Below are 20,852 nucleotides of genomic sequence, written 5' to 3'. Positions count from 1 at the left end.
AAATTTGCACGTTAGTGCTTACCTTCGCCACTTTCAAAACCGGGATAAGCCGTTGCACCTTCCATACTGACTTTCCCGCCCATGACCCTGCCGCATAGTAAAAGATAAATAGTAAATGATCAAGCGTAAAATTTTAAACAAAGGCATTCCTGTCTCCATTTCATTAACCCCTGCCATAGAAGCAGCGATTGATCAGCCGCTGGTAGCCCAGGACAAGAAAAGGTTAATAACGATTTCGGCGCTGGCTGTTTTGGTTGCCATCTGCATCAGCTTTATCGCCAAATTACTGATCCATCTTATTGATCTCATTACAAACATCTCTTTTTACGGAAGCTTTTCCACCGCACATTCCACTCCCGTTAATAACACCCTGGGATTATTTGTGATTGCTATTCCGGCAATAGGCGGAGTAATTGTTGGCTTAATGGCCTTGTATGGTTCAAAAGCAATACGGGGGCATGGTATTCCCGAAGCCATGGAGCAAATACTAACCAACCAAAGTAAAATAAAACCCACCATTACTTACTTAAAACCGTTGTCATCGGCGGTATCTATAGGTACCGGTGGCCCGTTTGGTGCGGAAGGTCCTATTATAGCTACCGGTGGCGCCCTGGGCTCTACACTCGGGCAATTGCTGAAGATCACCCACAACGAAAGAAAGATATTATTAGCGGCAGGCGCCACAGCAGGTATGTCGGCTATTTTCGGGAGCCCTATTGCCGCCATTTTCCTGGCCGTAGAATTATTATTATTTGAATTTTCACCACGTTCTATCATCCCTGTAGCACTCGCATGCATTACCGGTGCGGCGGGGCATCACCTGTTATTTGGATCCGAACCGGTATTTGCTATTAAGCATGTTATAGCAACTCCTTCCAATACGGCACTGGCAGCATACAGCGGCATGGGCATTGTTATTGGTGTATTATCGGTTTTGGTTACCAGGATCGTTTATTATATAGAGGATGGCTTTGAGCAATTACCTGTTCACTGGATGTGGTGGCCTGCTATTGGCGGGCTGGCTGTTGGCATTATTGGTTATTTTTCGCCTGAAACACTTGGTGTAGGATACGAGAATATCACGAACATCCTGTCCGGCGAGTTCACCATCCCGTTTGTATTGTCGTTGTGCCTGCTCAAATTCTTATCATGGGCAATTGCCCTGGGCAGCGGCACATCGGGCGGCACATTGGCGCCGTTGCTTACCATAGGCGGCGCCACAGGCGTTTTGCTCGGTAGTGGTATTATTCATTTCTTTCCACAAAGTGGCGTTACTATTTCGTTGGCTGCCCTGGTGGGCATGTCGGCTATGTTTGCCGGCGCATCAAGGGCCTTGCTTACTTCGATTATTTTTGCGTTGGAAACCACGGCGCAATCCAATGCGCTATTACCCTTGCTGGCTGCCTGTGCCGCTTCGTATTTTGTTTCCTTCTTTATAATGGAAAATACCATTATGACGGAAAAAATTGCACGCAGGGGCGTTAAAACCCCGCATTCGTATGAGCCCGATATCCTGGAAAAAATTTCCGTGGAGCAGGTTATTAAAGAAAACGGCATTGTGCTGAGCGGGGATAATACGGTTAAAGAAATAAAAGAATGGCTCAGTAAAGAGCCCGATTACAACAGCAATTATTTTATTATTTCCAGTAATGAAGGAGAATATAAAGGGATACTGAGCTCTTCTACCATATTCAGCCATCTTCAAAGCGACGACAGCAGGGTAGGGGACCTTGTTAAACGCAAAAATATATCTGTTGGCATTGGCAGCAGTCTGCGTACGGCGGTAGAGATCATGGCAAAAGAAAACACAGATGTATTGCCGGTGGTATCAAAAGAAAACAATAATAGTATTATCGGCATCCTGTCTTACCGGGAAATCATTGCTTCGTACAAAAAAAATATGGATGAACACGTAAAAAAGCATCCCGGCATTTCATTAAAAAGAAGAGGGCTGAAAATATTATTGCGCGGGCAAAAGCTGATGACTTCGAGGAAGGTAAAAGATAAATAAAGGGATTTGAAATTTGAGATATAAGATTTGAGATTGCTTTCCGGATTCGGATTTCTCAATTTGTGGTTTATCGTTTGTAGTTTACAGTTGGGTTGCACAGCTGAGTAGTAAATAGTTAAGATCATACATGAATGAGCCATGAAAAATAATCCGGTCCAAAGACGATGATTAGTGGACGAATTACGCATGACCATTAAAAAAATAAAATGATAAAAATGAAAAAAGTTACTGTAAAGGTGGCTGCAGTGCTTGCAGTATGCCTGTGCATCCTGTGTATGCAGTATAGCCATGCGCAATTGCCAAAGGAAAAAATAAAGCTGCTGATCATTGACGGGCAGAATAACCACGGCAACTGGCCCCAAACCACGCAAATGATGAAGGGCTACCTGGAAGAGACGGGTCTTTTTGCTGTTGATATTGCCACCACTTCTCCCGAAGGCGGAAACATGGAAGGCTTTAAACCCGCTTTCAGCCATTACAAAGCGGTATTGCTCAATTATAACGGCGATGCCTGGCCGCAGGAAACCAATGCTGCGTTTGAATCCTTTGTAAAAAACGGTGGGGGCGTAGTAGCGGTACATGCCGCTGATAACGCATTCCCTGAATGGCCGGAGTTTAACAAGATGATAGGTATAGGAGGATGGGGCAACAGAACTGAAAAGGACGGACCTTATATTTATTATGATGAAGCGGGAAAGCTGGTAAAAGACGATAGCCCGGGGGTGGGTGGCAATCATGGTAAATTTCATGCCTTTAAAATTGTTACCCGTAATAAGCAACACCCCATAACCAAAGGTTTGCCCGAAGTATGGATGCACAGCAAAGACGAGCTATACGACCGCCTGCGCGGACCTGCTGAAAACATGGAAGTACTGGCTACCGCTTACAGTGCAAAAGACCAGGGTGGTACCGGGCGCAATGAGCCTATGATGATGGCAATTACTTATGGAAAAGGGAAAATTTTTCATACCACGCTGGGCCATGCCAATGAATCGCAGCAATGCGCTGGTTTTATTACTTTTTTGCAAAGGGGCGCCGAATGGGTGGCAACCGGCAGGGTTACACAAAAGGCGCCCGGTGACTTTCCGGAACCTGATAAAATAAGTATACGCCGCAGATATGCAGATAGAAGCACCAAGAACCAAAATACAAGAACCAAATAAATTTCAAACCCGAACGGCCTCCCCATTTTTCGCAATCTATCAGGGATATCAAAATAATGACAGCCTGTGGTCACAAATTCTCCATCAAATCATCTTTATCCTTTTTCAGCGACCGTATCATTTCTCCGTATCCCTGCTGTTTGATCATGGCATTTATGGTTTGCGTAATCCTTTTGGCTTTGGTGGCGTCTGTTTTGGCGGCTTCAATCCATTTGGAAAAATAGTTCTGGTGTGAACGGGGCAACTGTTTAAAGAAGTGCATGGCGGATGGCTCATCCGATAAGCATTCCAGCAGCTCGGGAAGAATTTCATAAGGTGTATCAACTGTTAGCTGCACTTTAACCATCGCCCCCTTGTTCTTACGGATACCCTTGCGCATGGCAGCGTTCAGTGCCATAATAAAATTTCCGCCGCCCATCGGCACAAGGCTTACTCCTTTAATGGCAAAATCATCTAACCTGCCTTTTACGCGAAAACTGGTTTTTGTGGCAGGCTTAAGCTGTTCAGCAATATCGCGGGGTATTTCAATATAATTCCAGCCAGTCTTTTCCCCTTTTTTTCCGAATTTTAATATAGTGGCGGTGAAGGTGACCATGCGTTTAAGTAAAAAATAATGGGAAGAAAAACAAGAACCAAAATACAAATAACAAATCAAATCCGAAGTCGTAAATCCAAAATTCGAGGGAAATACAAAGAACCAAATCACAAAAACCAAATGAATTCTCAAATCCGAAGCGAAATGCAACCATAAACCACAAACTATAAACCACAAACTATAAACGACAAGCTATAAGCCACAAATCATTAAATCCGAAGCGAGATCCCCTGTATCCTGAAAAATACCTGAAACCTGAAACCTGCAACCTGAAACCTGAAACCTGAAACCTGCACCCTGTCCCCCACAAAATCTCAAATCCCCCTCCCTCACTATTTTACCCGATATTGCATCTCGCTGGTAATTGTTCACATATTGTGTATAGTTGCAATATGGGCCGGGTTCTTGTGCATAATTCGTTAATAATAATGGGGTTTGATAAAATTGCCTGCACTAATTTTCGTTTTGATTCAGCTATTTTTGCCCATTCCACAAAAAATATTGAACTGTGCGTTTAAAGAGTTTAGAAATCAAGGGTTTTAAGAGTTTTGCCGACAAAACTACGATCAATTTCGACCAGGGAATTACAGGCATTATCGGGCCAAACGGCTGCGGTAAAAGCAATATTATAGATTCCATTCGCTGGGTGATAGGCGAACATAAGATCAGCAACCTGCGCAGTGAAAATCTCGAAAGCCTTGTTTTTAACGGATCACGTACCCGCAGCGCCAGCGGTTTGGCCGAGGTAAGCCTTACTTTTGAAAATACACGCAACCTGCTTCCTACGGAATTCGGTACGGTTACTGTAACCCGGAAGTTTTATAAAAGCGGGGAAAGCGAATACCGCCTCAATGATGTGAACTGCCGCCTCAAAGATATCCATAATCTCTTTTTGGATACGGGCATCAGTACCGACAGCTATGCCATTATTGAGCTGGGTATGGTGGATGATATCATTAAAGATAAGGAGAACAGCCGCCGCCGTATGCTCGAACAGGCTGCGGGCATTACCATTTACAAAACCCGGAAACGGGAAGCCAAATTAAAATTAGATGCCACTGAGCAGGACCTGGCGCGGATTGAAGACCTTCTTTTTGAGATCAATAACCAGTTAAAAAGTTTGGAAAGCCAGGCCAAAAAGGCGGAGAAATATTACGAGATCAAAAAGGAATATAAAGAGCTGAGCGTGGAACTGGCAAAAGCCGCGCTTGAAGGATTTAATATTACATACAAGGACTTAAATGAGCAGCAGCAACAGGAAATAGACAAACGTTTTGAGCTGGAAGCCGGTATTGCACAGGAGGAAGCCGCTATAGAGCAGGACAAGCTGGGCTTTATTGAGCAGGAAAAACAGTTACAGGAAATGCAGCATGCTTTTAACAACCTGCTGGGAACGGTGCGGAGCAAAGAAAGCGAAAAGAGTCTCGGAGAGCAGCGCCTGCAATACCTGAAAGAAAGGGAAACCGGTTTGCGCAATTTTTTACAAAAATCGGAAGGCCAGTTAAAGGGCCTGGAAGAAAGTATTGCTTTTACGTCTGTGCAAATAGCAGATGAGGAAATTAAGCTGGGAGAATTTATTGAAACAGTAGAGCGCTTAAAGGAAGGGGTAGAGGAGAAGCGCCGCGTTTTTGATGAAAAACGCGCGGCTATTGATATCGTTCGCCGCGATAATCAGGCTTTGCAAAGGCGGCAGTTTGATGCTGAAAAGCAGGTAGCCGTTGCTGATACCTCTATCCAGAATATCCAGCGCACGATTATGCAGGGAGAAGAGGAGCAGGCGCAGCGCAAACAGCAGATAGCGCTATTGGAAACAGAAAGGGAAGAGAAGGAAATTGAATTAGATAATAAGCGAACCGGCCTGCAGCAACTGCAGGAACAGCACGAGCATACAAAGGAGCAGATACTGCAAACGCAGGCAAAGGTAGAAATCCTGCGCAACCAGCTGGCGGAGGAAAGCCGTAAGCTTGATGCCCGTAAAAATGAGCATGCCTTGCTGAAAAGCCTGATTGATTCTATGGAGGGTTATCCGGAAAGTGTAAAGTTTTTGCACAATAACCAGGGATGGAACCATGCCGCTCCAATTTTGTCGGATATTATTTACGTTAAAGAAGCATACCGCGCAGCAGTAGAAAATGTGCTGGAACCTTATCTTAATTACTATGTAGTGAACAACCTGGAGGAAGGGCTGCAGGCAGTGCAGCTTTTAGATACCAATAAAAAGGGGAAAGCCAATTTCTTTTTGTTAGACAGGATAAATGGTTTTAGTGATGTGCAGCATCAGCAGCCAGGCGGAACCCTTGCAGCAATGGAGGTAATTGAAGTGGAACCGCAGTACAGGAAACTGGCCGAGTACCTGTTAAGTAATGTGTATATCGCCGAAAATGATGAAGCGTTGCATAACAGCAATGGCGCCGTTGTGCTGGAAAAAACCGGCAAATACGTAAAAGGCAGATATGCGCTCACCGGTGGCAGTGTGGGATTATTTGAAGGCAAAAAAATAGGCCGTGCAAAAAATCTTGAAAAGCTGTATGAGGAAATTATTGCGCAGGAAACGGTGGTTAATGAACTGAAAGCCACTATACAGGCGCGTCATAATGAAGTGATCGGGTATAACCAGCAATTAAAAGAACAGGCGATACGGCAAACCCAGGATGCTATCAGCCAGTTAACCAACCAGGCTTTTGCTTTGCAGAATAAGATGGAGAACCTGCAGCAGATGGAAACAAACGGCAGCAGGCGGCTGGAAGAACTTAAAGAACAACTGCAGAACAACCACGACAGCATAGCCGAAGTGAGGGAAGACCTGGAGAAATTAAATGCACAGTTGCAGGAGTTGCAGGATAAGCTTCGGGATGCCGACCAGGATTATACCCATGCCGAACAGGAATATAATTTTGCCAGTGCAGCCTACAACGATGGCAATCTGCAATACACCAAATTGCAGAGCAAGGTAAATGCTTTAAAGCAGGAACATCAATTTAAGAACGGGCAGTTGATAGATTTGAAAGCCCAGATTGACAACAGTAACGTTCAGTTGCTGGAAGCTTCTGGAAACATTGCTCAAACAGAAGAAACCATACAAGTTGCTGCTGCCCTGTTATTAGATATGCTGCGGAACAAGGATGAAGAAGAAAAAAAACTTAATGAGGCCGACCAGGCCTATTACAACAGGCGCAATGCTTTAAATGAAAAAGAAAGTGCCCTGCGCCAGCGGCAAAAGGCAAAAGAGCAATTAGATCATTTGCTGAATGAAATAAAAGACAAATTAAGCGAGCTGAAATTGCAGTTGGCCGGAATGAAGGAAAGACTAAGCGTAGAGTTCAGGGTGGACCTGGATACCATATTGGATGAGCCCCGTGCAACGGAAACGCCGTTGGAGGATTTGCAGGCTGCCTGCGAAAGGATGAAGAAACGGCTTGAAAATATGGGTGAGGTAAATCCCACAGCCATTGAAGCTTTCCAGGAAATGCGAAAAAGATATGAGTTTATTCTTGAACAAAAGAATGACCTGGTTACGGCAAAGGATAGCCTTTTACAAACCATCCAGGAGGTAGAAGCCACTGCCAACCAGAAGTTTTTGGAAACCTTTAATATAGTAAGAGAAAATTTTCAGAAAGTATTTAAGGCCTTATTTACCGAAGAAGATACGGCGGATATTTTGCTGGAAAATCCGGAGAATCTTGCTGAAACCGGTATTGATATTGTTGCCAAGCCCAAAGGTAAGCGGCCTTCTTCCATTACCCAGCTAAGCGGGGGAGAAAAAACATTAACGGCTACTGCGCTGCTGTTCGCTATTTACCTGCTCAAGCCTGCTCCTTTTTGCATATTGGATGAGGTAGATGCCCCGCTTGATGATGCCAATGTAAATAAGTTCACCAATATGATCCGCCAGTTCAGCGAAAACTCGCAGTTCATTATTGTTACCCACAACAAAATGACCATGTCTACCGTGGATATTATATATGGCGTAACCATGCAGGAGCCGGGCGTAAGCAAATTAGTGCCCGTTGATTTCAGGGGGTTGAATTAGGGGAGGAGGTGTGAGGTATAGGGTCTCAGGTTACAGGTCGCAGGGAGCTCGGCTTTTGTATTACAGTTCAGCCGTATTATTTATTGTCTTCGCTGTGTGAAGTCTCCGACTTCGTACCCGCTATGTTCTTCCCGGATTATACCCCGGAAAAACGATAATGCAAGACACTTATTGCTAAAAGCTGATTGCCGACTGCTGAAAGCCCCAGCTACAAAAATCCCAGCTCAAGCTTCGCTTCTTCACTCATCATTTCCCTGTTCCAGGGCGGGTCAAAAGTAAGGTGCACATACACATCGGTTACACCTTCAATAGCTTCTGTTTTTTGCTGCACTTCCGCCACAATATCGCCGGCAACGGGGCAGCCGGGCGCTGTAAGGGTCATAGTGATCTTTACTTTACCATTGTCATCAGCCTCCAGTTCATATACCAATCCCAGGTCCATGATGTTTACAGGGATCTCAGGATCATATACTGTTCTTAAAACTTCTTCTATTTTATCGTTAAGCATATTAAATTTGAAATTTAAGATTGGAGATTTGAAATTACTCTTTCCTCAGCCTAAGATGGAGGCACTGTACTTTAGAATAATTTCAATAATAAATAATTCCGTATTATCTTTTGATTATACTACAGGAGCATCTTTGATTGTATAAAGCCAAAAACTATAAGCTGCATTCCCATCTCAAATTTCAGATTATAAATTTCAAATCCCCCTCGCTCTCAAAGCCACCCCATACATTTTCATCTGCTTCAGCATAGACAGCAGCCCGTTGGAACGGGTAAGCGATAAATGGCTTTTTAAGCCAATGGCGTCTACAAAATATATTTCAGCCTCAGCAATAGCTGCCGGCGATTGTCCGGACAATACCCGCACCACCATGCTTACCAGTCCCTTGGTGATCACCGCATCGCTGTCGGCAGTAAAGAATATTTTCCCATCTTTATGTTCGGCATGCAGCCAAACCTTGCTCTGGCAGCCTTTGATAAGATTTTCTTCTTTCTTATACTGTTCGTCAATCAATGGCAGATCCTTACCCAACTGAATAATGTATTCATATTTTTCGGTCCAGTCGGTAAAAAAACTGAATTCTTCTATGATCGTATCCTGTTGTTCTTTTATAGTCATTATACATTTGCTCCTTAGTGCAAAGTTCAGCACTTTTCAGCAATTTTAGGTGGAGAGAAAAAAGACGGGCGTATTTCAATTTTTCGCTCCATGTACAACTTTCCGGTCGGTGAGACACCGACCGGAAGCGGGTTCTACAGGTGGGTGTCACCACTCACCTGCGAAAATTTGAAATGCGCCCAAAAAGACAGCAGCTATTCCAGCATGCGTTTGGCTTTCTCAATACCATCAACCAACGCATCAACCTCAGCCTTTGTATTATAAAATGCAAAGGAAGCCCTTACCGTTCCGGGAATCTGAAAGAAATCCATAACCGGCTGAGTACAATGGTGCCCCGTTCTTACGGCAATGGATTGCTTATCTAATATTTCGCCCAGGTCGAAGGGATGGATATTACCCACTAAAAAAGATATGGCGCCGGAGCGGTGTTTAGCATCGCCTATGAAACGCAGGGAAGGTATGGCTGAAAGCCGGTCGTAAGCATAGGCTACCACTTCTTCTTCCGCCTGCTGAATAGCAGATATGCCAACGTGCTGTACATAGTCTATTGCAGCACCCAGCGCAATACCGCCGGAGATATCGGGTGTGCCCGCTTCAAATTTAAAAGGCAGTTCGTTATAGGTAGTTTTAGCAAAAGTTACATTTTTGATCATATCACCACCACCTTCATAAGGAGGCATCTCGTTAAGCCACTTTTCTTTTCCGTATAAAATACCCACGCCGGTAGGCCCGTATATTTTATGGCCCGAAAAAGCTAAAAAATCGGCATCTAATTGCTGAATGTCTATAGGCATATGCTGGATAGCCTGCGCTGCGTCTATTAAAACCGGTACGTTTACCGCATGCGCTTTCTGAATAATTTCATGAACGGGATTTACGGTACCCAGGCTGTTGGAAACATAAGTAACGGCTACTATTTTCACTTTATCTGTCAGCAGCTCATCAAAGCCATCCATCTTTAATTCGCCCGCTTCATCAATGGGTATTACTTTTAATGTTGCTCCTTTCTCTTCACAGATCAGCTGCCAGGGAACAATGTTGGAATGATGTTCCATGGCGGAGATCAGCACTTCATCTCCCGCTTTTAAAAATTTTTTACCGAACGAAGCGGCCACCAGGTTAATGCCGTTGGTGGTGCCTTTTGTAAATATTATTTCATGCTCATGGCGGGCATTAATATAGCCGGCTATTTTTCTTCTTGCCACTTCATAGGCTTCCGTGGCCTGCTGGCTTAAAAAGTGAACGCCGCGGTGTACATTACTGTTATAGTGGGTATAATAGTTATGGAGTGATTCCAGAACAGGCTGCGGCTTTTGTGTAGTGGCCGCATTGTCTAAATAGATCAATGGCTTGCCGTACACTTTGGTTTTCAATATCGGGAAGTCTCTCCTGATCTTTTCAATATCCAGCACACTATCTGTTATGGTTTCACTGTTAGTCATACGCTTCTGCCATTTTACGGGTGATCAGTTTTTCAACATATTCTCTTACGGCAGGGATCTGTATTTTATTGGTAACATCAAATGCGAATGCCTTTACCATCAGGTTTCTCGCGGCCGTTTCGCCAATGCCTCTCGATTGCAAATAAAACAGCGCTTCTTTGTTGAGACTGCCCACGGTGGAGCCATGACTGCATTTTACATCATCCGCAAAAATTTCTAACTGCGGCTTCGAATCTACCACTGCCTTATTGCTCAGCAGCATATTATTGTTTTGCTGGAAAGCGTTCGTTTTCTGTGCATCCTGGTCTACAAATATCCTGCCGCTGAAAACACACCGGGAGCTGTCTAACAGCACGCCTTTATACAATTCATTGCTGAGGCAGTTGGGAAACAGGTGATTGACCGTTGTGTGGTTATCCGCTAATTGCCTGGCCCCGGCAAGGTACAGTCCATACAGGTGGCTTTCAGTATTGGTGCCGTTCAGATCAAGATGCAGGTTATTACGCACAAAAGAAGCGTCAGGTAATATGTACGTGTGGTTATTATACAGGCTGTTGCTTTGCTGCACGGTTTGGTTAAAGTTAACTAAGTGCGCATTGGATGGGGCGATCTGCAGGTTGTACTGGTCTGCCTGCGCGTTTTCTGCCACATAGCATTCTGTAACACTGTTTACAAATAGAGGTTTATCGCCTATTACCACAACCGATTCAACAATTTGTATTTTACTGCTCCTGTGGGCAATAATCAATATCCTTGGCTGAATAAAAACGGCTTCTTCCGCATTGTATACATGCGTAATGTGTATGGGCTTATCGCAAACACTGTTTTTCTCCGCTTCTATTACAATGCCGTTTTCAAACAGCGCCGTGTTCAAAGCAGCAAAAGGATGCTTTTGAAGGTTAATGCGTTGGCCCAGGTAAGCTTTCAGGTCATCGTTCTTTAGTGCAGTACGGAGTGGCAGAACTTTTACACCCGGTATACTCACATCTTCATTGAGCATACCATTCTTTAAAACCACTTCGTAAGCATCCAGCAGGGGTATTTGTACCGCGCTGTGCAGTTTGTGCAAAGAAGCGGCACCGGGCTGAAGGCGAAAATCTTCCTTTAAAAAAGGAGACACGTTGGTAAACCGCCATTCTTCCAGCTTAGTTGTAGGAAACCCTTTGCCGGAAAACGCTTCAAAAGCGCTATCCCGTAAAGGTTTCAGCCAGTTATTATCCTGCGCCGTTTCCTTTTCCCTGTATAGCGTAATAAACTGGTCGTATAGTGATGTAGTTGTAATCATTTCAAAATTGCGTTAATCATCAAACCGATGCCGTTGTAGCAGGTTCCTTTATCCAGTCGTAGCCTTTTTCTTCCAGCTCAAGCGCTAATTCTTTAGTGCCCGATTTTACAATCCTGCCATCATATAATACATGCACAAAATCGGGTACGATGTATTCCAGCAAACGCTGGTAGTGGGTAATTACAATAAATGCATTCTTTTCGGAGCGCAGTTTATTTACGCCGTTGGATACAATGCGCAAAGCGTCAATATCCAGTCCCGAATCCGTTTCATCTAAGATGGAGAGCCTGGGATTGAGCATGGCTAACTGAAATATTTCATTCCTTTTTTTCTCACCTCCTGAAAAGCCTTCGTTTAAGGAACGATTGGTGAGCTTGGCATCAAACTCCACTAATTTTTGCTTTTCCCTGGTTAAACGAAGAAACTCTTTCGCTTCTAACGGCGGTTCATTATGATAGGCCCTTATTTCGTTTAAAGCGGTACGCAAAAAGTTAATATTGGAAACCCCGGGTATTTCAATGGGGTATTGAAAAGCAAGGAACAAACCTTCCCGCGCCCTGTTTTCAGGTGAAAGCTCCAGCAGGTCCTTGCCATCGAATATCACTTCTCCGCCGGTAACTTCAAAGTTTTCCCTGCCGGTGAGCACGGAGGCAAGGGAGCTTTTCCCTGAACCGTTCGGTCCCATGATCGCATGTATTTCGCCCGCGTTTACCTGCAGGTTAATGCCTTTTAATATCTGCTTATCCTCAACCTTCGCCTGTAAATTTTTTATGCTTAACATGATATATTGCTGTGTTTCTTATTTTGTGTAATAACTCCTTTCGGAACTGAATTCGTTAACTGTTTATATAAACCGGAACAATAAATGCTTTTACATCTCCCCACTTACTACTTACCACTTACTACTTTTTCACTCCCTATCCCACACTTCCTTCCAGCGTAATGGATAAAAGCTTCTGCGCTTCCACTGCAAACTCCATGGGTAGCTGGTTCAGCACTTCTTTTGCATAGCCGTTCACGATCAGCGCTACTGCTTTTTCAGTATCTATTCCCCGCTGGTTGAGGTAAAAGATCTGGTCTTCGCCTATTTTTGAAGTAGTAGCTTCATGCTCAATAGTAGCGGTTTTGTTCTTGGATTCAATATAAGGGAAAGTATGAGCGCCGCAACGGTCTCCAATCAACAGGGAGTCACATTGGGTAAAGTTTCTCGCGTTTTCTGCCTTGCTGCCCACCTGTACCAGTCCACGATAGCTGTTTTGTCCTTCGCCGGCTGAAATACCTTTTGATATGATGCGGCTTTTGGTGCCCTTGCCAATATGGAACATTTTAGTGCCTGTATCGGCAATCTGTCTGTTTTTAGTTACCGCCACCGAATAAAACTCACCGCTCGAATAATCGCCCTGCAGAATTACGCTGGGGTATTTCCATGTAATTGCCGAACCGGTTTCAACCTGGGTCCATGAAATTTTGGAGTGGGCGCCCCGGCAAACACCGCGTTTGGTTACAAAATTATAAATGCCGCCTTTACCTTCTTTATCGCCCGGATACCAGTTTTGTACAGTGCTGTATTTAATTTCTGCGTTTTCAAGGGCTATCAGCTCCACCACTGCCGCATGCATCTGGTTTTCATCACGTTTGGGTGCGGTGCAGCCTTCCAAGTAGCTTACGTAGCTGCCTTCATCGGCAATAATAAGGGTGCGTTCAAATTGGCCTGTATTTTCTGAGTTGATCCTGAAATAAGTAGACAGCTCCATAGGGCAGCGAACGCCTTTGGGAATATACACAAAGGATCCATCGGAGAAAACCGCCGCGTTTAAAGCGGCATAAATATTATCTGAATAAGGCACAACCGAACCCAGGTATTTTTGTATCAGTTCGGGATGCTCCTTTACTGCTTTGCTTATGGATGAAAAAATGATGCCCTGCTCTTTCAGGGTTTCCTGGAAGGTAGTGGCTACGGAAACACTGTCAAAAACAGCGTCAACCGCTACCCCGGCTAATATTTTTTGTTCCGAAAGGGGAATGCCCAGTTTTTCGAAGGTGGCAATGAGTTCGGGATCCACCTCATTCATATCCTTATACTTTGCCTTTGATTTTGGAGCGGCATAGTAGGATATATCCTGGAAATCAATTTTTGGGAGTTCAAAGTTCTGCCAATGGGGTTCGGGCTGCTTTAAAAATGCCTGGTAGCCTTTCAATCGCCAGTCTAACAGCCATTGGGGTTCCTTTTTTTTAGCGGATATAAAATGTACCGTATCTTCATTCAGCCCCCTGGGAGACACATCCATCTCAATATCAGTTACAAAGCCAAACTCATACTCTTTATCACTATATTCCTCCAATATGGAGGCACTGTTATTAGCCATAATTATAATGTATTGTTCTGAATTGCCTGAACCTATACCGCGAAGCTCTCACCACAGCTACAGGTTCTGCTGGCATTCGGATTTTTAAAAACAAGCCCTTTCCCGTTTAAGCCGCCCGAATAATCCAATTCGGTGCCGTATAGATATAAAAGGCTTTTCATATCTACAACTATCTTAATACCTTTATCTTCATATAATTCATCTCCTGCTTTTCTTTCTACATCAAAATGCAGGTTATATTCAAGCCCTGAGCATCCCCCGCCTTTAACACCTACCCTTACAAAGGTATCTCCTTCTCTTTTTTCTTCTGCCATCAACCGGTCTAAATAGTCTTTTGCAGAAGCAGAAACTGTGATCATAATAAATGATTTATACTATTTGCGAAGTTACGATTTTTGCTGATAAGAATATTGTCGCAAAGCGGAAAACAAGGAAATATAGTATAAAATGTGTTATTATTGCGGCAATAAATCATAAGCGTGAATGTTGCATACCAGATACAGGTGCCGGTTAGCGAAATAGAGGATGCCGCCCAATGTAATTTATATGTTGAGATAGCGGCAGATCATCTCCTCTTTGGCATTTTAGACAATAATAAGCATGAATTCATTGCGTTGCAATATGTTAACTTGGATAAATACAATGCTTTTAATCATTGTAAAGAGCTGGTTTACCACAATGAATGGCTCGCCCGGTCGTATAATAAAGTAACCGTGGTGTACTATTTTCCTGAAAGCGTATTGGTGCCGGAACCGCTATCAGATGCCGGGTTAAACAAAACCGCCCTGGATCTTATATATGGCGACCTGAACAGGGGCGAAATACTAACAGATAATGTGCACGAATGGAACTTACACAATGTATACAGGGTACCTGCGGCATTGCACCAACTGCTGGGTGGGCATTTTCCTAAGGGGCATTTTTACCATGCTTATACTATTGTACTGAAAAGAAAAGCGCAAACGATGGAAAACGCAGCCGGCGATGAAGCTACGCTGATCTTTTATCCCAATAAGCTCCTTTTTGCATTGTTCAGGAACGGCGGTTTGCAAATCATACAAACTTTCGAATATGAAACGGCTGAGGATGTTACTTACCATTTGCTGAATGCCTGTCGCAGGTTTGAGGTAGATTGCGGGCAGGTTGTATTGAATGTATCGGGGCTCCTTGACGATCATTCATCAGTATATTCTGAGCTGCTGAAGTATTTTTTGCATATTGAGCTGGATGAGCGTCCTGCAGATTTTAAATATACCGGGGCTTTCGATGAATACCCGCTTCATTTTTTTTCTTCCCTGTTTAATACCGCCTTATGCGAATAATTGGCGGAACAGCGGGGGGCAGGAAATTTAACCCGCCTGCTAAAATGCCATATACCCGCCCTACTACCGACATTGCGAAGGAAGGCTTATTTAATATTATTGAAAATAACCTTGATATCAGTACTTTAAAAACGCTTGATCTTTTTGGCGGAACGGGAAGCATCAGCTATGAACTGGCTTCGCGGGGAGCAAAAGCGCTTACAATAGTGGAGAAAGACCCTAAGATGTTTGCTTTTATTGCTAAAAACAGGGAAGCATTGGGGTTTGAAAATATACAGGTTATTAAAATGGATGTTTTTGTATTTATGCGGCAATGTAATGAGCAGTTTGATTTTATTTTTGCAGGACCACCGTATGCCCTGGGAAATATTGACGACCTGCCGGCTGAAGTGTTTAAGCACAAGCTGCTGTTTGAAAAAGGCTGGTTTGTGCTGGAACACACGCCACGCAATAACTATGAAAAGCATCCTTATTTCAAAACGGCGCGGCATTATGGCACAACGGTGTTTTCAATATTTGTAAATAATGAGGCATAGGTATGAGGAAGAAAAGTTTAAGGAAGAAGGTATAGGGTATAAGGTAATAAAGGTATAGGGCATAAGGCATAAGGTATAAAGTGCACCCTCCACCTTATACCTTCCACCCTAAGCTAAAAACAATATGACCAAAAAAGAGCTCCGGCACATATACAGGCAAAAAAGGCTGCTTTTGAAGGAAGCGGAAACGGATAAGCTGCAGGATCTGATCACCATACGCTTCCAGGAGCTGGCATTGCCTTTCCTGCACTACCTGCATACTTACCTGCCTGTGGATATACAAAAAGAGGTGGATACTTATCCTGTTATGGAATTACTGAAATTTTCCAATCCGGGCCTGAATATTGTTGTACCTAAAACTAATGTGGAAAGCAACGGTATGGCGCATTATATATACGATGAAAACACCATTTTGATAAAGAACGCCTATAATATTATGGAACCCCAGGGAGGGCGAATGATAAACAGTACAGATATAGATATGGTGCTGGTTCCGCTGCTTGCTTTTGATGAACGGGGCAGCAGGGTAGGCTATGGAAAAGGCTATTACGACCGGTTCCTGGCGGAATGCCGGAAAGATGTGATTAAAGTAGGGTTATCTTTCTTTGAGGCAGAGCCGCTTATTGATGATACTGATGAATTTGATATACCTTTAACGCATTGCGTAACACCACAAAAGGTATATGAATTTTAGTTCTGTCTGGCTCAGGTCGTTCCGGGTGTTGTTGTTTCCATTCGCTTTTCTATATGGAACTGCCGTTAAGGTAAGGAATTATTTATACGATAATGAGATCATTCAATCTGTAGAATTTAACTTCCCTGTAATATGCATAGGTAATATTTCCGTAGGGGGAACGGGCAAGTCGCCTATGGTAGAATACCTGCTAAGGCTGCTGATGCACCGCTATAAAACGGCTACGCTCAGCCGCGGCTATAAACGCAAAACCCGGGGTTATGTGCTGGCAGACGATAAAACCACGGCGCTTGATATTGGTGATGAGCCTATGCAGTTTCACATTAAATTCCCGGAGGTAACGGTAGCGGTGGGTGAAGAACGTGCCATCGCTATTCCGCAGCTATTATTCGACCGCCCGGAAACGGATGTTATTATATTAGATGACGCGTTGCAGCACCGCGCGGTAAAAGCTGGTTTTAACATTTTGCTTACCGATTATAACAATCTTTTTACCCGGGATATTTTTTTGCCTACCGGCGATTTACGCGACAGCAGGAGCAGCTATAAAAGAGCCGATATTATAGTTGTTACCAAATGCAGCGATACTTTTTGCAGTGAGCAGAAGCATGAGATCATGGCGGAAATAAAACCCACGGCAGGACAGCATCTTTTTTTTACCGGCATCCGCTACGGGGCGCCCTATCATATTATTTCAAGAGGCATTAAACGGATGTCTAAAGAAACAGAAGTTTTGCTGGCCTGCGGTATCGCCAATCCCGCACCATTAAAACAACATATCCAGGAGTCCTGCGCCAGCTATGACGCTATTTATTACCGGGATCATTATATTTTTACCATAGATGACCTCAAAGAGATCCGGCAAAGGTTTGAAAAGTTAGCCGCACAGGACAAAATGATTATCGTAACGGAAAAGGATGCGGTAAGATTGGTGAAGTTTGCTGCAGCCTTAAAAAATATGCCGGTGTATGTACAGCCTATTGAAACCTATTTTTTATTTAATGAATCGCAACGATTCAATTTTTTAATCGAAAATTTTATACAGGGTTTTAAAATAAAATCCTGAGCGCACTTATGAAACATAAGAACAACCGCAAAGCAAAACCCAAATCTCAAACCCATACTTATGAAGGAACCCTCGATGTTACCCGTTCAGGAATTGGTTATGTAGTGGTAGAAAACCAGGAGAAAGATATTTTTGTACGTCCGCAGGATTTTAACCGCGCCCTGCATGGCGACAGGGTAAAAGTGAACGTTACGCGCCATAATCCAAGAACAGGAAAAATGGAAGGAGAGGTGCTGGAAGTAGTGGAGCGCAGGCAAACGGAATTTATAGGCCGCCTGGAAATGAATACCGACTTTGCTTTTTTCATCCCGGACAAAGCCAAGGGAACACCCGATATGTATATACCGGCCGGTAAGTTTAACGGCGCACAAAATGGCGACAGGGTGGTAGTGCGGATTACCGATTGGGATAGAAAGGCCAAAAGCCCCAACGGGGAAGTGGTAAGCGTTTTAAACGCCGCAGATGAAAATGATATGGCCATGAAGCAGATACTGGTTGACGCCGGCTTTTCGCTTCAGTTTGATGATGACGCCTTGGAAGAAGCAGCGCGGATACCGGACACGCTGCCTGCTGCGGAAATTGAAAAACGTAAAGACATCAGGGATATCCTCACCTTTACGATTGACCCCGCGGATGCGAAAGATTTTGACGATGCCATCAGCTTCAGGCAATTAAAGAGCGGTTTATACGAAATTGGCGTTCACATTGCCGATGTAAGCTATTATGTTGAAGAGGGAACCGTACTCAACGAAAATGCTTATAACAGGGCTACCTCGGTGTATTTGCCAGACAGGGTATTGCCGATGCTGCCGGAACATATTTCAAATGTATTGTGCAGCCTTCGGCCAAATGAAGACAAATTAACCTTCTCCGCTATTTTTGACATTACAGCCAAAGGGGAAGTTAAAAATTGCTGGCTGGGCAGAACGGTCATTCATTCCAATCATCGCTATACCTACGAAGAAGCGCAGCAGATCATTGAAAGCAAAGAAGGCATATATAAAGATGAGATATTGCTACTGAATGAAATGGCGCAAAAGTTCCGTAAGCAGCGGTTTAAAAACGGCGCCATTAATTTCTCCTCCCAGGAAGTGCGGTTTACATTGGATGAAAATGGCAAGCCCACAGGCATCGTGATTAAAGAAAGCAAAGAGGCACACCAGTTAATTGAAGAGTTTATGCTGCTGGCCAACAGAACCGTTGCGGAACAGGTGGGAAAGATAAAGGTTAATAAACAACCGCTTCCCTTTCCATACAGGATACATGATACCCCCGATGAAGAAAAGCTTTTACCTTTTGTGGAATTCGCTAAAAAATTCGGACACCGCTTCGACACCAAAACACCCGCCGGCATAGCCGCTTCGTTCAACAAAATGCTTGCGGAAGTGCAGGGTAAGCCGGAGCAGCATGTGCTGGAACAGTTGGGCATACGTACCATGGCAAAAGCTGCGTACACGCCCGAAAATATAGGGCATTATGGATTGGGCTTTGAGAACTATTGTCATTTTACTTCGCCTATCCGCCGTTATCCCGATATTATGGTGCACCGCATTTTACAGGATGTGCTTGACGGGCACCCGAAAGCGGATAAAAAGATGGGGGAGAAATGCCTGCACAGCAGTGTGCGGGAAAGGGCGGCAATGGAAGCCGAAAGGGCCGCTAATAAGTATAAGCAGGTTGAGTTTATGCAGCAATACATAGGAGATGAATTTGAAGGCGTGATCAGTGGCGTGGCTGCCTTTGGTTTTTGGGTAGAAACGGTGCTGCATAAGTGTGAAGGACTGGTAAGCATTCAAAGCCTGCTGGACTATGACGATTTCCGGTTAATAGAAGCGGAGTATTGTCTTGCGGGGAGAAGAAGCGGCAGAACATTCAGAATGGGAGATAAAGTTTGGATAAAAGCCATATCAGCCGATTTGGGAAAAAGACAATTAGATTATGAATGGGTAATAAAGCCCGGGGATAATGGCGATAACGGAGATGATACACAAAAAGTAAAATTGGTTAAAGGTAAAGAAGGGAGGAAGCGAAGGTAGATTCGGGTTGCAGGTTTCAGGTTTCAGGGTTTGCACGCTTTCGGATTTGGGATTTACGACTTCGGATTTGAATTTTGCCTGTCATGCTGAGGAACAAAGTATCTGTATATTATTTGTTTCTTGTAATTTGTTTCCTGGTGCTTTGTATTCCCTTCGGATTTCGAATTCCCGGCTTCGGGTTTATTAAACAACATTATGTTTTCATTTGAAACGCTCGCAAAGCAATTTGCTGAAAAATTCAATACCAGGCATTTCCCTGAAACACTGCCTTCATTATACCAGCCGGCGGAATATTTTCTGTCTATCGGCGGCAAGCGTATCCGTCCGGTGATATGCCTGATGGGTAATGAGTTGTTCGATGTTATTCAGCCTGATGCCTGGCATGTGGCTCATGCCGTAGAATTGTTCCACAACTTTACACTCATTCACGACGATATTATGGATAAGGCGCCGCTCAGGCGCGGAAGGCAAACGGTTCATGTAAAATACAGTGAGCCTACCGCTTTGCTTGCCGGTGATGTGATGATAGTAGCAGCATATGATTATTTAAGTAAGATCAACCCGCTGCACCTGCCGAAGATCATGCACGTGTTTAACAAAACAGCCAGGGAAGTGTGTGAAGGGCAGCAGTTAGATATGGACTTTGAAGAAAGAGCGGAGGTAACCCTTGATGAATACATGCACATGGTTACCTTAAAAACATCGGTATTGCTGGCAGCCAGCTTACAAATGGGCGCCATGCTGGGTGGCAGCGGGGAAGGTAACCAGGATCATTTATATGCTTTTGGCAAAAATCTCGGTATCGCTTTCCAGTTGCAGGACGATTATTTGGATGCCTTTGGCGATCCCGAAAAATTCGGGAAGCAACCCGGCGGGGATGTAATGGCCAATAAAAAAACCTTTCTTACCATACAGGCGCTTGAAGTAGCAACGCCTGTTCAGAAAAAAGAACTGTTGCGTTTAATGAAAGAAAATCCTCCGGGAAAGGTAGAAAGCGTATTGCAGATTTTTACAGATTGCAAAGTGGATGTGTGGGCAAAAAACCTGAAAGATAAATACCTCGGACTGGCCCTGCAGCACTTAGAAGATACCGCTGTTATCAGCAGCCGTAAGCAACCGTTGCAGGAGCTTGCCTTGTTTTTGGTACAAAGGGAACATTGAGCAAGTTACAAGTTGCAGG

17 protein-coding genes are annotated in these 20,852 nt (G+C 44.1%); 9 read left to right on the top strand and 8 right to left on the bottom strand.

The features are described from left to right. Positions 1-115 precede the first annotated feature (115 nt). Both PLE34_RS11240 and PLE34_RS11235 read left to right on the top strand, forming a co-directional pair. Positions 116-2,011, top strand: coding sequence for a chloride channel protein (locus PLE34_RS11240; protein WP_324556923.1), 1,896 nt, complete (start codon positions 116-118; stop codon positions 2,009-2,011). A 215-nt stretch (positions 2,012-2,226) separates the two neighbouring features. Further along, positions 2,227-3,174, top strand: coding sequence for a ThuA domain-containing protein (locus tag PLE34_RS11235; RefSeq protein ID WP_324556920.1), 948 nt, complete (start codon positions 2,227-2,229; stop codon positions 3,172-3,174). Between the two features lie 70 nt (positions 3,175-3,244). Here the strand turns inward: PLE34_RS11235 and PLE34_RS11230 are convergent, their stop codons facing one another. Then, the gene (locus tag PLE34_RS11230; RefSeq protein WP_324556918.1) at positions 3,245-3,769 is read right to left on the bottom strand and encodes a YdeI/OmpD-associated family protein; all 525 of its coding nucleotides are present in this window, start codon (positions 3,767-3,769) and stop codon (positions 3,245-3,247) included. 508 nt (positions 3,770-4,277) lie between these two features. On the opposite strand from PLE34_RS11230, the gene smc reads away from it, so the two are divergent. Continuing rightward, complete coding sequence (gene smc, locus PLE34_RS11225; protein ID WP_324556916.1) at positions 4,278-7,799, top strand: chromosome segregation protein SMC; 3,522 nt, start codon at positions 4,278-4,280, stop codon at positions 7,797-7,799. 208 nt (positions 7,800-8,007) lie between these two features. Here smc and PLE34_RS11220 read toward each other — a convergent pair whose 3' ends face one another. From PLE34_RS11220 to PLE34_RS11190, 7 genes are all read right to left on the bottom strand, one after another. Then, a complete protein-coding gene (locus tag PLE34_RS11220) occupies positions 8,008-8,307 on the bottom strand; it encodes an iron-sulfur cluster assembly protein (RefSeq protein ID WP_324556914.1) in 300 nt (99 codons plus the stop codon). Between the two features lie 195 nt (positions 8,308-8,502). Next, complete coding sequence (locus PLE34_RS11215) at positions 8,503-8,925, bottom strand: SufE family protein (RefSeq protein WP_324556911.1); 423 nt, start codon at positions 8,923-8,925, stop codon at positions 8,503-8,505. Positions 8,926-9,119: 194 nt separating this feature from the next. Then, positions 9,120-10,367 carry an aminotransferase class V-fold PLP-dependent enzyme gene (locus PLE34_RS11210; protein ID WP_324556908.1) on the bottom strand — a complete coding sequence of 416 codons (1,248 nt, stop codon included), beginning with the start codon at positions 10,365-10,367 and terminating at the stop codon, positions 9,120-9,122. Next, positions 10,360-11,652, bottom strand: coding sequence for a Fe-S cluster assembly protein SufD (sufD, locus tag PLE34_RS11205; RefSeq protein ID WP_324556906.1), 1,293 nt, complete (start codon positions 11,650-11,652; stop codon positions 10,360-10,362). The genes PLE34_RS11210 and sufD overlap by 8 nt, the downstream gene beginning before the upstream one ends. 19 nt (positions 11,653-11,671) lie before the next feature. Continuing rightward, positions 11,672-12,433 carry a Fe-S cluster assembly ATPase SufC gene (sufC, locus tag PLE34_RS11200; RefSeq protein ID WP_324556904.1) on the bottom strand — a complete coding sequence of 254 codons (762 nt, stop codon included), beginning with the start codon at positions 12,431-12,433 and terminating at the stop codon, positions 11,672-11,674. Positions 12,434-12,569: 136 nt separating this feature from the next. After that, complete coding sequence (gene sufB / locus PLE34_RS11195) at positions 12,570-14,018, bottom strand: Fe-S cluster assembly protein SufB (RefSeq protein WP_324556900.1); 1,449 nt, start codon at positions 14,016-14,018, stop codon at positions 12,570-12,572. A gap of 32 nt (positions 14,019-14,050) precedes the next feature. Next, a complete protein-coding gene (locus PLE34_RS11190) occupies positions 14,051-14,377 on the bottom strand; it encodes a HesB/IscA family protein (RefSeq protein WP_324556898.1) in 327 nt (108 codons plus the stop codon). A gap of 120 nt (positions 14,378-14,497) precedes the next feature. Here PLE34_RS11190 and PLE34_RS11185 point away from each other — a divergent pair, with 120 nt between their 5' ends. The 6 genes from PLE34_RS11185 (at position 14,498) to PLE34_RS11160 (ending at position 20,833) form a co-directional block, all read left to right on the top strand. Then, entirely contained in the window at positions 14,498-15,340 is an 843-nt protein-coding gene (locus PLE34_RS11185) for a DUF3822 family protein (RefSeq protein WP_324556896.1), read from the top strand. Next, complete coding sequence (locus tag PLE34_RS11180; protein ID WP_324556894.1) at positions 15,331-15,876, top strand: RsmD family RNA methyltransferase; 546 nt, start codon at positions 15,331-15,333, stop codon at positions 15,874-15,876. The genes PLE34_RS11185 and PLE34_RS11180 overlap by 10 nt, the downstream gene beginning before the upstream one ends. 124 nt (positions 15,877-16,000) lie before the next feature. Further along, positions 16,001-16,570 carry a 5-formyltetrahydrofolate cyclo-ligase gene (locus PLE34_RS11175; protein ID WP_324556893.1) on the top strand — a complete coding sequence of 190 codons (570 nt, stop codon included), beginning with the start codon at positions 16,001-16,003 and terminating at the stop codon, positions 16,568-16,570. Further along, the gene (lpxK, locus tag PLE34_RS11170) at positions 16,560-17,636 is read left to right on the top strand and encodes a tetraacyldisaccharide 4'-kinase (RefSeq protein WP_324556892.1); all 1,077 of its coding nucleotides are present in this window, start codon (positions 16,560-16,562) and stop codon (positions 17,634-17,636) included. Before PLE34_RS11175 ends, lpxK begins: the two co-directional genes overlap by 11 nt. 8 nt (positions 17,637-17,644) lie before the next feature. Beyond that, positions 17,645-19,672 (top strand): ribonuclease R, encoded by a 2,028-nt coding sequence (gene rnr / locus PLE34_RS11165; protein ID WP_324556891.1) that lies wholly within the window; start codon positions 17,645-17,647, stop codon positions 19,670-19,672. A 195-nt stretch (positions 19,673-19,867) separates the two neighbouring features. After that, the gene (locus PLE34_RS11160) at positions 19,868-20,833 is read left to right on the top strand and encodes a polyprenyl synthetase family protein (protein WP_324556890.1); all 966 of its coding nucleotides are present in this window, start codon (positions 19,868-19,870) and stop codon (positions 20,831-20,833) included. The last annotated feature ends 19 nt before the right edge of the window (positions 20,834-20,852 follow it).

Source organism: Agriterribacter sp., assembly GCF_035445465.1.
Taxonomy (GTDB): Bacteria; Bacteroidota; Bacteroidia; order Chitinophagales; family Chitinophagaceae; genus Agriterribacter.
This window is presented reverse-complemented; position numbering and strand designations above follow the sequence as displayed.

Bases quoted from the DNA above. Each gene is read 5' to 3' on its own strand.
- PLE34_RS11160 (WP_324556890.1), top strand. From the start codon at position 19,868: ATGTTTTCATTTGAAACGCTCGCAAAGCAATTTGCTGAAAAATTCAAT.
- PLE34_RS11220 (WP_324556914.1), bottom strand. From the start codon at position 8,307: ATGCTTAACGATAAAATAGAAGAAGTTTTAAGAACAGTATATGATCCT.
- sufB (WP_324556900.1), bottom strand. From the start codon at position 14,018: ATGGCTAATAACAGTGCCTCCATATTGGAGGAATATAGTGATAAAGAG.
- rnr (WP_324556891.1), top strand. From the start codon at position 17,645: ATGAAACATAAGAACAACCGCAAAGCAAAACCCAAATCTCAAACCCAT.
- sufD (WP_324556906.1), bottom strand. From the start codon at position 11,652: ATGATTACAACTACATCACTATACGACCAGTTTATTACGCTATACAGG.
- PLE34_RS11210 (WP_324556908.1), bottom strand. From the start codon at position 10,367: ATGACTAACAGTGAAACCATAACAGATAGTGTGCTGGATATTGAAAAG.
- PLE34_RS11240 (WP_324556923.1), top strand. From the start codon at position 116: ATGATCAAGCGTAAAATTTTAAACAAAGGCATTCCTGTCTCCATTTCA.
- PLE34_RS11180 (WP_324556894.1), top strand. From the start codon at position 15,331: ATGCGAATAATTGGCGGAACAGCGGGGGGCAGGAAATTTAACCCGCCT.
- PLE34_RS11190 (WP_324556898.1), bottom strand. From the start codon at position 14,377: ATGATCACAGTTTCTGCTTCTGCAAAAGACTATTTAGACCGGTTGATG.
- lpxK (WP_324556892.1), top strand. From the start codon at position 16,560: ATGAATTTTAGTTCTGTCTGGCTCAGGTCGTTCCGGGTGTTGTTGTTT.
- PLE34_RS11215 (WP_324556911.1), bottom strand. From the start codon at position 8,925: ATGACTATAAAAGAACAACAGGATACGATCATAGAAGAATTCAGTTTT.
- PLE34_RS11230 (WP_324556918.1), bottom strand. From the start codon at position 3,769: ATGGTCACCTTCACCGCCACTATATTAAAATTCGGAAAAAAAGGGGAA.
- PLE34_RS11235 (WP_324556920.1), top strand. From the start codon at position 2,227: ATGAAAAAAGTTACTGTAAAGGTGGCTGCAGTGCTTGCAGTATGCCTG.
- sufC (WP_324556904.1), bottom strand. From the start codon at position 12,433: ATGTTAAGCATAAAAAATTTACAGGCGAAGGTTGAGGATAAGCAGATA.
- PLE34_RS11175 (WP_324556893.1), top strand. From the start codon at position 16,001: ATGACCAAAAAAGAGCTCCGGCACATATACAGGCAAAAAAGGCTGCTT.